This is a genomic window from Chryseobacterium sp. CBSDS_008, assembly GCF_049959325.1.
Classification (GTDB): domain Bacteria; phylum Bacteroidota; class Bacteroidia; order Flavobacteriales; family Weeksellaceae; genus Chryseobacterium.
The window spans coordinates 3,598,545-3,611,192 of record NZ_CP188202.1 but is presented as its reverse complement, the minus strand read 5'-3'; the positions used below and the strand labels follow the sequence as shown (position 1 = coordinate 3,611,192).

The following is a 12,648-nucleotide window of genomic DNA, read 5'->3' as shown; positions in this document are numbered from 1 at the left end:
AATAGAATATTAATGATGAAAAATAAAACAATATGTGTGGAATAGCAGGAATTATAAGCAATAATGCCAGAAATTATCAGCAGGAAATCCTGAATATGACAGATGCCCTGATCCATCGGGGACCGGACTCTTCACATTATGAGTTCTATGAAAACGCTGCACTGGGACACCGCAGACTTTCCATTATCGATCTTTCTGACAATGGAAAACAACCCATGTTTTCCAATACTAAAAATGAATGCATCGTCTTAAACGGCGAAATCTACGGATATCAGGATATCAAAAGACAATATGCCGAATACCCTTACCATGGGGAATCAGATACAGAAGTCATTCTCGCCATGTATCAGAGAAAACAGGAAAACCTCATCTATGATCTTCCGGGAATGTTCGCCTTTGCAATATGGGACGACCAGAAACAGCAGCTCTTCTGTGCAAGAGACCGTTTCGGAGAAAAGCCTTTCTATTACGCTGTCGGAAAAAACAATGAATTTATTTTCGCCTCAGAGATCAAAGCCATTCTTGCTTCCGGACTTATTAAGCCTGAAGTAAGCCAGGAAGCTCTCTCCCACTATCTTCAGTACGGATATGTAAGCAGCCAGCAAAGCATTTATAGTAATATATATACCCTTCCCCCGGCTCACCAGCTGATCTGGAGAGATGGAAAAATTACCGTATCACGATACTACAGCCTTCCCGCAAAAAACAGGACAATCAGCCTGTCAGATGCTAAAGAAGAGTTTTTATATCTTCTGAAAAATGCGGTTAAAAAACAGCTTATTGCCGATGTGGAAGTTGGGAGTTTTCTAAGCGGCGGGCTGGATTCTTCATCTGTTGTGGCTCTCGTAGATGAGTTTTTACCACATCAGACCACCATCAGTTTCGGATATGATCATAAAAACAATGAACTGAAATATGCCAGAGAAATTGCCGACAAGTACAAAACCAACCATATTGAAGTTCACGAAAAAAAAGAAGACCTGGTCACTTCGCTTTTAAAGATCACTCCTTTTTTCGATGAACCTTTTGCAGATGCTTCATTTATTCCCCATTATGAAATCTGTAAAGCAGCCAGAAAAAATCTGACAGTAGTATTATCAGGAGATGTCGGAGATGAGCTGTTTGGCGGTTATCATTTTTATACAGTTGAAAATAAAATGAAGCAGCATTTCAGCTATAAAAATATTGTGGCTCAATTTGGCTTAAAACTCTATCAGAAATTAAGAACAACTTCTTTCATTACCCGGAAGAATATCCAGTATTCTTCCATTATGGATTTTCACCTGAATGCGGTAAGAAATAATTTTAACGAAACTGAACGCATTCGCCTGGGGGTTCCTTCACAATATGTACAAACCTATAGCTTTACTCCGGATACCGATTCCCTCAATGACATCATGAGAGTGGATCTCGAAAATTATGTTCCGGCCAATATGATGGTAAAATCGGATAGAATGGCAATGGCCAATTCTCTGGAAGTACGAACACCTTTTCTTGATCTTGACTTTGCAGAATTCTGTATCCAGCTGCCCGATCAGCTGAAATTAGATAATAACAATGATAAAATCATTCTCCGGGAAGCAATGGGATCTTACTGGACGGAGACCATCAGGAAGCGCCATAAACAGGGATTCGGGCTGGGTGTAAAAAACTGGTTTGAAGAAGAAAACCTCATGAACTTCTCCAATGATCTTCTGAAAAATCCTGACCATAAAGTTTTCAATTTTATTGATTTTAAAGCCACCCAAACATTTCTGAACAAAGATGAAAGACATTGGAATCTCTTACAGCTTGCACTTTGGGCAGATCATAACAATTCTATATTATAATGCTTGATATCTCTGTCATAACACCGGTTTATAACGCTGCTGAATTTCTGGAAAAATCAGTAAGATCTGCAGTACAGTTTGAAGAAGTAAAAGAAGTCATTTTAGTTGAAGATCAATCTACCGACCATTCACTGGAAATCTGCAGACAGCTGGCGGATGAAATTCCCAAGGTAAGGTTATTCCAACATGCCGATAAAGGAAATCATGGTGCCGGAGCTTCAAGAAACCTTGGCATTGAAAAGGCAACGGGCTCCTTTATTGCATTTCTTGATGCAGATGATTATTATCTTCCCAACAGATTTGATGCGGAAAGAGAACGATTTAAGGACCCTAAAATAGAAGGTGTATTTAATGCAATCGGTACCGAATATCTTACTGAAAAAGGAAAACGGGAATTTGAGGCTAAGTTTAAAGAACTTACTCTCACCACTGTCAATTATCCTGCTGAAGGAAAAGAAGTTTTCCGTGGACTTCTGGGCCTTACTCCTGAAAAATTCGGCACATTTTTTACGCTGAATGCATTAACCATAAGAAAGTCTTCATTAGATTCTCCTCAATTAAGATTCAATGCAGCTCTTCGTGTGCATCAGGACTCAGATTTTATTATCAGGCTGGCTTACCATTGCCACCTGAAAACAGGTATTATTGATCAGGCAGTAGCCATGAGAGGAGTACATGATAATAACAGGATAACCAAAATTACCAGATATACCCCGGAATACAACCAAAGGCAGATACTTCTGTGGAAGTCCCTGCATCAGTGGGCAGAATATAACCAAATCTCTGCTGAGGAGAAAAAAAGAATCTATCTGATGTATAAATCCTTTGATCTCGCATCGAAAAAAGGAATTGTAAAATATTTTGGTATTTTGCTGGAGTTCATCAAAAACCCTGAAATACTAAAAACAAGATACCGTTTCACCTACTATTCCAGATGAAAATGAAGATATCGGTTATTATACCTGTTTACAATGCAGAACTCTATATAACCAAGGCCGTGGAATCTGCCCTGCAGTTTTCCGAAGTCTGTGAGGTACTCCTGATTGAAGACCAGTCACCGGACAATGCACTTGAAATATGCAGAGAATTAACAGAAAAACATACAAGAATACAGCTTTTTCAACACCCGGACAAAGGAAACCATGGTGCCGGTGCCAGCAGGAATCTTGGCATTGAAAACGCAACAGGTGATTTTATTGCTTTCCTTGACGCTGACGATTATTTTCTTCCCAACAGATTCGACGGGGAAAAGGAACTTTTTAAAGATCCAAAGATCGAAGGTGTATTTAATGCAATCGGTACTGAATATCTTACGGAAAAAGGAAAACAGGAGCTCCATGCTCACCATCAAAACAATGATTTACTGACCGTTAACTATCCCGCAGAAGGGGAAGAAGTTTTCCAGGGGTTACTTGGTCTTACTTCTAAATTTTTCGGATCATTTTTCACGCTGGATGCATTAACGGTAAGGAAATCTTCTCTGGATACACATCATCTGCGCTTCAATCCGGCTCTCCGTCTGCATCAGGATTCTGATTTTATCTTTAAGCTCGCCTACCACTGCTACCTAAAATCAGGAATACTGGATCAGCCTGTAGCCATGAGGGGAATTCATGATGATAACAGAATTACCAAGATTAAAAGATATTCTCCGGAATATAAGCGGAGGCAATATCTTTTTTGGAACTCTTTATACGAATGGTCACAGTCCCTGCCGTTAGAAACAAGTGCTTCCAGACATATTTCCCTCCAGAAAAAAGCATTTGAATTGTCTCTGAAGAAAGGATTTTCAAAATCCTTAAGTGTATTGGCAGCTATCCTTAAAAACCCGAATATATTGAAAACAAAATACCGATTTATTTTTACCCATCATGAAGCTTAATAATCTGCAAATATTAAGGGGAATTTCCGCATTGCTGGTATGTTGCTTCCATTTCTCCGAATACATCAATTTTCAGAATTTTGCTCTTGGAGACATTCTATTTAAAAGAGGAAGCATAGGGGTTAGCATATTTTTTGTGATCAGTGGGTTTATTATGGCTTTTACAACACTGAGCAAGAATTTCAGAGAAGATATTTTCAAAGAAATAACTTTATTTTATAAAAGAAGAATTATCAGGATTGTTCCTTTATACTTTTTGCTTACACTGGCATGGATGGTCATAGGCAGAAATCTCATGTCCTATTTTCATGGAGAGGGTTTAGAAAGGCTTATTCATTCTATATTATTTCTTCCACAGAAGGACATTTTCCCGGTACTTTATCTGGGGTGGTCTCTCAATTGCGAAATGTTTTTTTATCTGATATTCGGGATTTCCCTTTTATTTTATGCCAAGAGATATATTTTTATCATTCTTTTTTTTATAGTTACCTATTTTATAGGAGTGCTGTTTCCGTTTGACACAGCCTATTACCAGATGATCACCAGCCCTCTGAACCTTTATTTTGTAACCGGAGTATCATTTGCCATTCTATTAAGCAAGATCCACATCAGTAAACTTTGGGCTATTATTATTTGTACGATAGGGATCATATCGTTCATTGCTTATTTATTGGGCCTTATTATTATAACGGATATGTTAATAACCTTAGTGGTGGTTTCTTTATTTGTATTTTCTTTTTTACTTTTTGATGTCACTTTTCACCTTAAAGGAAATCGTTTTTTTGTATTTCTGGGTGATATTTCTTATTCTATGTACCTCTCTCATCCTTTTGTAGAGATATTTTTCAGAAGATTTAAAGTGGAAGGATACTTTAATATTCCCTACTTTATGTTTAGGATAGCTATAGTAATTGCACTGGCTGCTTTCCTGCATCATTTTGTAGAAAAAAAGATCACTGAATACTTAAAAATAAAATTAAAAGCTTAATTTCGGTACTTAAAAGGTACTAAAGAAACACAATATAATTCTTCAATTGATTGAAAAAGATGAAATGAAAATGAAAATATCAGTAATTATTCCTGTTTATAATGCGGAAAGATATGTTTCACAGGCGGTGGAATCTGCGCTTCAGTTTGATGAGGTACTTGAAGTTATTCTGGTGGAGGATCAATCTCCGGATAACGCATTGCAGGTGTGCCAGAAGCTTGCTGAAAAATATGACAGGGTAAAATGTTTTCAGCATCCGGATAAAAAGAACCATGGTGCAAGTCCCAGCAGGAACCTTGGCATAGAAAAATCAACCGGCGATTTTATTGCCTTTCTTGATGCTGATGACTATTTCCTTTCCAATAGATTTGATGCAGAAAAAGAACTTTTTAAAAATCCTGAGGTAGGTGGTGTATATGGGGCACTGGGTGTTGATTATTACTCAGATGCTGCAAAAGAACAATATTATAAGTTATTTCAGGACAGGCTCAGTACTGTTTACAAAAAACATCCTCCTAAAGAGGTCTTTTTGGGTCAAATTCATATGTTGGGAAGTTTTGGGCTGTTTAGTATTGATACTTTAACTATACGAAGACTGGCTTTACATAAAATCAAGCCATTATTCAAGCCCCATCTGAAACTTCATGAAGACACAGAATTTCTGATCCGGCTGTCTTACTATATTGATCTTTATCCCGGAATTATAGACCAGGCTGTTGCGATGAGAGGGGTACATGAAGACAACCGTATCACAAAAGTGGATGCTCATATCATAGATCCTTCGGTTTCACGTGCCCTACTCTGGAAAGAGGTTGAACAATGGGCCCTTACGGAGCAGCATATTGCGGATGAAATTAAAATTCATATTAAAAGAATGCGCAGAAGTTTTGAAATTGCCAAAGCTCCTTTATTGAAGAAGTGGAGCATGATTATAAAATACCTGTTTACTGATTATAAAAGTATAAGATCCGGATTATATAATATCAATTTCAGGTATTCGTTAATGAGATAACCACCCGGACAAATGAAATCATTAACTCAATGAGAACTTTACAGCTTTAGTTTAGCCACATAATTTATAGAAACACCAATGACCATGGATTAAAATCCAAAGCATCACATTAGATTATTTCGCAATAAATAGTTAAGAAAATGAAAATATCAGTAATCATTCCTGTTTATAATGCAGAAAAATATGTCTCCCAGGCAGTAGAATCTGCGCTTCAGTTTAATGAAGTGCATGAAGTTATTCTGATAGAAGATCAATCTCCTGACAATGCCTTGCAGGTTTGTCATCAGCTTGCACAAAAATACAGCAAAGTTCATGTTTACCAACACCCTGATAAAGGCAACCATGGCGCAGGACCAACCAGAAATCTTGGAATAGAAAAGTCTACCGGTGATTTTATTGCCTTTCTGGATGCGGATGATTATTACCTTCCAAACAGATTTGATGCTGAAAGAGAACTGTTTAAAAACCCCGAAGTAGAAGGTATTTATGGAGCGCTTGGTGTGCATTACTATTCTGAAAAGGCAAAGGAACAATATTATCCGCTATTTAAAGACAAACTTACTACTGTATATCAAAGATGTAATCCTAAGGATGTTTTTCCCGGCCAGCTTTATATGCTTGGCTCCTTTGGTTTATTTAGTATTGATGCACTGACAATTCGCAAAAGCGCTTTGGTAAATAAAGTAAAAACATTATTTAAATCAAGTCTGAGACTCCATCAGGATACGGAATTTTTATTTCGTCTTTCCTTTTATCTGGATCTTTTTCCGGGGATCTTAGATAAGGCAGTTGCAATGAGGGGCGTACATGAAAATAACAGGATAACGCAGATTGATTCTAAAAAAATAAAGCCGGCCACTTCACGTGTCCTTTTATGGAAAGAAGTAGATGACTGGGCAACCACCGAAGCAACAATGCCTGACCATATAAAACTGCATATTAAAAGAATGTACCGAAGTTTCCAGATTGCGAACGCCTCATTCCTGAAAAAATGGAAAATGATTATTACCTACCTGGTATCAGATTATGCCAGTATACGCAAGGGGATTTATAATATCAACTTCAGAAAAGAATTATTTTAGCCTAAACTACAGGTAAAAAAATAAAGTGATTATGATCTCTAAGAATGAGATAACAAATAACATTTAAATTTATATTTATATTTAATCTGTTTATTTACCGGCCTTAATGGAGTCCGCAATACAGGAAGTTAATTTTTTACCGGATTCCTTATACAGGTGGTTTCCGTCCGTATACAGGTAATCGTTATACTTTTGCGAGAAATCCAGAAATTTTATATTCTGTTTACGGGAAATATTATGCAGTAAGCTGCTGAAATGAGGAAACTTTTTGTTTTCAATCATCATAATCTTTTCAGAGCCGGGAATCCGTACCAGATAAACAGTTCCTTTTGTCCTCAGGTAATTGATTATTTCCTCCAATGCCCGGAGACGTTCCTGAGACAGGTCAGCCTGCTGGGCCAGACCTTCATAAAAAGCTACTTTTTTCTTAGTTCTTATCGCCACGGAATCTTTATGCATATTAACATTAATTTCCATCCAGCCATCCTCGTGAAGAAATGAATTGGACTTTCCTATGGCAGCTCTTTCCGTATAAATTTTAAACCAGCTTCGGGTATAATGTTTTAAAAGATATTCATAATTCGGAGATCTGTCATATACATGCATATCATTGAGCGGCGAGCGTTCTTCGGGAAAATCCTGAGCCTTTTTAACACTTTTATTCAGAGAAAGTGCCCAGGGGTCAGCCGTTACAATAAAAATACCTTTTTTGGTTTCCGGATCCAATTTCCTTTTTAAAGCCTTTAAATAGATCTGCCCATAGGGAGATTCTACTACATTCAGAGAGAAATTATCAAATTTTCTGGACAGTTTATCTTTAAGAATCCCAGGGATCACTCCCTGAGATCCCCTTGAATCTCCTAAAATAATATTCTGCGGCTTTTCAACAGCAAAATGCATATAATTATCATCCGTATTCCCATCTGCATAGCTTCCCAATACAGCCAATATCGTTGTTACAGCCAGAAAATAAGGTGCTACTTTTATTAGAAACTTTTTCATGCTAAAATTGAAAATAAATGAACTCGTTATTGCCAAAGTTGGCATAACGGAGAATGATATAAATGATGATTCCATAAACGGTACGGCGTACCCATGGATTGAATCTTCTGATCTGCAGCCCGTGAAACTGCTCCCGGTTAATCCATTCAATGATCAGCATACAGCCAGCCAATGCAAACGCTTTTACCGGTATATGGGCTGGAAAGGAGAACAGCTCCCAGCTGCAGATACGCCTGAGGTAGGCCCATGCCTGAGAGACAGATTCCGACCTGAAAAAAATCCAGGCTATACAGGTAGCAAAGAAGGTAATCAGTATCTGCAGAATTTCCTTAAGAGACGGAAACCATTTTCCCTGTGCTGCTACCTCTATATTCGTTCTGTTTTTCTCCATGATCAGCAGGGGCATAAAAAATAAAGCATTAAGCCCGCCCCAGATTATAAACGTCCAGTTTGCACCGTGCCAGAATCCTGATACAAGAAAAATGATAAATGTATTTCTTATTTTCATGGCCAGACCACCTTTACTCCCCCCTAAAGGAATATAAAGATAATCCCGGAACCAGGAAGAAAGTGAAATATGCCATCTTCTCCAGAATTCTGCTATATCTCTTGAAAAATAAGGAAATGCGAAGTTCTTGAGCAGTTCAACCCCAAAAAGCCTCGATACTCCCAGCGCAATATCAGAATATCCTGAAAAATCACCGTAAATCTGAAAAGCAAATAGTAATGCTCCGATCACAAGATTGGCAGGACTTTCTGTTTGATAATTATTAAAAATTTCATTCACCAAAGGGGCACAATTATCTGCAATAACCATTTTTTTGAAGAATCCCCAAAGAATCTGGCGCATCCCGTCTGCAGCCTGCTCATAGCTGAATGTTCTTTTTTTCTGAATCTGGGGTAAAAGATGGGTTGCCCTTTCTATAGGCCCGGCCACCAGCAAAGGAAAATAACTTACAAAAACCGCATAGTCAATAAAACTGCGTTCAGCACGAATTCTTTTTTTATAAACATCAATTACATAGGAGAGCCCGTGGAAAGTATAAAATGATATTCCGACCGGCAAAACCACATTCAGCAGCCAGATATTCACCTTGAATCCCATGCCGCCCAGGAGATCGGCAAAGCTTTCAACAAAAAAATTATAGTATTTAAAAAAACCTAAGAATCCGAGGTTGATCACAATGCTTACAGTGAGCCAGAATTTTGCTTCACGGTTATTCCTGCTATTTTCAATCTTTATTCCGGAAAGGTAATCCAGACCAATAGAAAACATCAGTAAAAACAGGAACCTCCAATCCCAGCATGCATAAAAATAGAAGCTTGCCAACAGCAGGAGCCTATTCTGATTCTGATATTTCTTATTAAAAACAAACCAGTATAAACAGAATACTACAGGTAAAAAAATAAGAAATCCTATTGAATTGAATAACATAACGTGTTTTTAAAAGTTATGATATACTGACATTTTTTGGCACATCTTCCTTGAAGCATGAAGCCTCTATCTGTTTTATATTGTTGGGGAACATTTTTCATTTCAATCAGTTTAAACAGTTGATTACATTATATATAATATACGTGGATATCTTCCGGAAATAAATATACATTTCTTTTCCTTATATAAACCTCTGAGATTTTTAGAAAAATACACCTGTTTCTGGTAGTCCGGAAAATACTGTCAGTGGTAGTTTTAAATTCATAATTGTGTTTATGTATGTATTACTGTAATTAATGCATTTCTATTTTATTGGCAGCTTTTTCAGATAATCTCTCAAAGGTTTTTCAATACACTGATAAAACAAAACGGAAGTACAGATTAAAACAATGATATATATCCCGAATACCTGGTCTATCTTTATACTATAACCGCTCCATTGTATGACTTCCCTGAGTATATACAAAACCGGAATATGGGTAATATAAACAGCATAGCTTGCTTCTCCCAGATATTCCAGTGGTTTCATGGAAAACAGCCTGGTGATCACCCCGTTATTTTTAGATATAAGAACAATAAAGGGAATAAACAATACAGCCATTAAACCATTGTGGTAGAAAAGAGGAATAAAAATAAGTGACAATATGATAAGTATAAAAATGAGTACTAAAGGTATATCATAATTGGTCTTCTGATGATTTTTTACAAAAAATATTCCTGCCAGATTTCCTGCCAAAAACTCATTAATATGCATTAAAGGGAAATAGTAAAGCAGTTCATGACTTTCCGTGTGGGGTCCTTCATAATAAGATGATTCCGCATAAAGTCCTGAAAAAAATTGTGTTATGATCCAGATCATGCCGGTAATCAGCCAAATACTTTTATTCCCTTTGGCATAGAAATAATTATACAGGATAGGGAAAATCAGATAGAATAAAAATTCTACAGAAATAGACCAGCCCGGAAAATTCAGGATCATTGCTTTTCCCGGAATCCAGCTCTGAAGACCAAAAAGGTATAAAAAAATCTTATAAAAACTGAAATTGGAATACCGTGTAACCAGATAAAGCAAAAGCCCCAGTACATAAAGAGGATAAATTCTTGCGAACCTGTTTTTATAATAATCAAAACAGTCTATCCTTTCTTTCTTATGATAGGCCACAACCATGATAAACCCGGAGAGTATAAAAAAATAACTTACTCCTACATTAGCTTTCAGAAAAACATTTGAAATGTAATCTATATTGTAGAGGAACATATCTTTGTTAAAATGGGAAATGACAATAGCCATTGCCGCAATAAACCGGGTAAATGTAATCTGAGGTATTTTCATAGGAACGGTTTAAACAGCCCGTATTATTAGTATATTTAAACTATTCATGATCCAGAATTCATACAATTTTCCAACAAAAGATTTTCCGTCCGGTTTACTTGATAAAAATTCCGATGTATTTTCCCTCGTACTCTACTACTGTTGTTTCTATATGATTCTTTTCACAAAAATCCTGATAGGCAGAATTATCACCGATATCATCACTGATAAAGACCCCGCCTTTTTTTAAATGCATATACAGCTCATTATAAGCCCACATTCTTCCGTTATAGCTTTTATCAGAATCATAGTGAAGAACATCAAATACAGCATTTTCAGCAAAGATTTTGGGAAGTGACTCTTTATCTGCAAAACGGAACAACTTCCAGTTGCTTTTGAGCTTTTCAGGAACTACATATCCCACATATTGATCTCCATCCTGAGCCAGATAAGGCATATCCGAACTATAAAGGGTTCCTCCTCTCTTTGTTAGGGATAAAAGAGACGCCAGTGAAGACCACCCGTAAGCAACACCTGTTTCCACTACATTCTGTGCATGGGTAAATTCACAGGCATAATAAATCAGTTCGAGGGCTCCCGGACCGCCCATTTTCACCGGGCAATTTTTTTCTTTCTGCGCCGCATCGGCTAAAAGCTCCTGATATTCATTACGGAAAGGTTTTATATCAATTCCGAAAAGCTTGTTAACAGCATCCTTCTGTGAAATGCACTTTTCTGCAGCCCAGGAATTTGTTTTATCTTTTCCTTTAAAAGCATTTCCCCTATTGACTGTATTTTTAATAATTTTCCGCCCCAATTCCGGATAAAGGTCGGGTCTTTTCAAATACCCTAAAAAAGTTTTGAGAACTCTAGTTATTTCACTCACCGTGTTGTCTTTATTGAAGCAAAAATAAAGATTTTTTTTTATTCTTGTATAAAGCCTTCCACATTATCACAATATTATAGCATAACTTCTATGGGCCCACAGATAAACTTCTTAATAACTATCCAAACTCTGAAATTTTGCTATGTTTATAACACACACAATGAAAAAATTTAGAACATGTCTGAAAAAATTCTTTTGAACTTATCGGAAGTGGATTGCTATTTGATAAAATGTTATTGATGAAGTAACATTACCACATCAGAATACTCTACTCAATTTAAATTACACAAAATGAAATTTTCAATATTAGTTGCTCATTTCAACAATGCAGTCTACTTCAAAGATTGTTATGAAAGTATTATACAACAGACATACACTGATTGGGAGGTTATTATTGTAGATGACTGCTCAGAAAAACATGAGAAAGAAGCCTTACAGGAGCTTATCCGCAACGATGATCGTTTTTTTTTATATGAAAATGCAACCAACAGAGGGGTAGGATATACCAAGAACAAATGCATAGAACTGGCAACCGGAGAGATATGCGGCTTCTTAGACCCTGACGATGCCCTTACCCCCGATGCCCTTGAAAAAAGTATAAAACCCTATTCTGATCAGAATATCATAGGAACTTATTCAAGATTTTATATTTGTGATGATCATCTGGCTATCCAAAAGCTGTTTCCCCACTCCGGAAGAATAAGGAACGGAAGTCAATATTTTTTTAATATCAATTTTGAGATCGCCCATTTTTTTACTTTTAAAAATGATAAATATACCAATAGGGATATGATTGACGAAACCTTGTCTTCTGCTGTAGATCAGGATCTTTACCTGAAACTTTATGACAAGGGGGAGCTGGCTTTTATTAACAGAAGTCTTTACTTATACAGAATTCATTCACAGGGAGTTTCTCAAAGTAAAAGTAAAAAGGAAAAACTTTACAGGAACTGGCATAAGGTATTGTACAATACCCTTACAAGAAGGGGAATTAAAACATTTTATAAAACAGATATTCAACAGATTTCCAGACTTCCTGATTTTATTTTTAAAAAACAGAATACCTTATCATCTAAGTTCTTTAGAAAAATAATCAAAACAATAGACAATTTTTTACATGGAAGTATAACTGCGGTACCATTGCTATTTCTCATATAAATCTTAAATAAAATCCGGAGTACTGCTGCAAGGGAATGTTTTATAAACAGATACAGAAAATA

The 12,648-nt window shown here is 36.6% G+C and carries 11 protein-coding genes; 7 read left to right on the top strand and 4 right to left on the bottom strand.

The window, feature by feature from the left end:
* Positions 1-32: 32 nt before the first annotated feature.
* The 6 genes from asnB (at position 33) to ACP3T3_RS16325 (ending at position 6,793) form a co-directional block, all read left to right on the top strand.
* The gene (gene asnB / locus ACP3T3_RS16350) at positions 33-1,829 is read left to right on the top strand and encodes an asparagine synthase (glutamine-hydrolyzing) (protein ID WP_426476877.1); all 1,797 of its coding nucleotides are present in this window, start codon (positions 33-35) and stop codon (positions 1,827-1,829) included.
* The gene (locus tag ACP3T3_RS16345; RefSeq protein WP_426476876.1) at positions 1,829-2,767 is read left to right on the top strand and encodes a glycosyltransferase family 2 protein; all 939 of its coding nucleotides are present in this window, start codon (positions 1,829-1,831) and stop codon (positions 2,765-2,767) included. The genes asnB and ACP3T3_RS16345 overlap by 1 nt, the downstream gene beginning before the upstream one ends.
* 2 nt (positions 2,768-2,769) lie before the next feature.
* The gene (locus tag ACP3T3_RS16340) at positions 2,770-3,711 is read left to right on the top strand and encodes a glycosyltransferase family 2 protein (RefSeq protein WP_426476875.1); all 942 of its coding nucleotides are present in this window, start codon (positions 2,770-2,772) and stop codon (positions 3,709-3,711) included.
* On the top strand, positions 3,701-4,699 hold the full coding sequence (locus ACP3T3_RS16335; RefSeq protein ID WP_426476874.1) for an acyltransferase family protein: 999 nt from the start codon (positions 3,701-3,703) through the stop codon (positions 4,697-4,699). Before ACP3T3_RS16340 ends, ACP3T3_RS16335 begins: the two co-directional genes overlap by 11 nt.
* 64 nt (positions 4,700-4,763) lie before the next feature.
* On the top strand, positions 4,764-5,711 hold the full coding sequence (locus tag ACP3T3_RS16330; RefSeq protein WP_426476873.1) for a glycosyltransferase family 2 protein: 948 nt from the start codon (positions 4,764-4,766) through the stop codon (positions 5,709-5,711).
* A 140-nt stretch (positions 5,712-5,851) separates the two neighbouring features.
* Positions 5,852-6,793: a glycosyltransferase family 2 protein gene (locus ACP3T3_RS16325; RefSeq protein WP_426476872.1), complete on the top strand. Its 942-nt coding sequence runs from the start codon at positions 5,852-5,854 to the stop codon at positions 6,791-6,793.
* A 90-nt stretch (positions 6,794-6,883) separates the two neighbouring features.
* On the opposite strand, the gene ACP3T3_RS16320 is transcribed toward ACP3T3_RS16325, so the two are convergent.
* From ACP3T3_RS16320 to ACP3T3_RS16305, 4 genes are all read right to left on the bottom strand, one after another.
* Positions 6,884-7,795: a hypothetical protein gene (locus ACP3T3_RS16320; RefSeq protein ID WP_426476871.1), complete on the bottom strand. Its 912-nt coding sequence runs from the start codon at positions 7,793-7,795 to the stop codon at positions 6,884-6,886.
* Between the two features lies 1 nt (position 7,796).
* Complete coding sequence (locus ACP3T3_RS16315) at positions 7,797-9,230, bottom strand: MBOAT family O-acyltransferase (RefSeq protein WP_426476870.1); 1,434 nt, start codon at positions 9,228-9,230, stop codon at positions 7,797-7,799.
* A 304-nt stretch (positions 9,231-9,534) separates the two neighbouring features.
* Positions 9,535-10,563, bottom strand: coding sequence for an acyltransferase family protein (locus ACP3T3_RS16310; RefSeq protein WP_426476869.1), 1,029 nt, complete (start codon positions 10,561-10,563; stop codon positions 9,535-9,537).
* Between the two features lie 94 nt (positions 10,564-10,657).
* Positions 10,658-11,428, bottom strand: coding sequence for a class I SAM-dependent methyltransferase (locus ACP3T3_RS16305; protein WP_426476868.1), 771 nt, complete (start codon positions 11,426-11,428; stop codon positions 10,658-10,660).
* Positions 11,429-11,719: 291 nt separating this feature from the next.
* On the opposite strand from ACP3T3_RS16305, the gene ACP3T3_RS16300 reads away from it, so the two are divergent.
* The gene (locus ACP3T3_RS16300) at positions 11,720-12,586 is read left to right on the top strand and encodes a glycosyltransferase family 2 protein (protein ID WP_426476867.1); all 867 of its coding nucleotides are present in this window, start codon (positions 11,720-11,722) and stop codon (positions 12,584-12,586) included.
* The last annotated feature ends 62 nt before the right edge of the window (positions 12,587-12,648 follow it).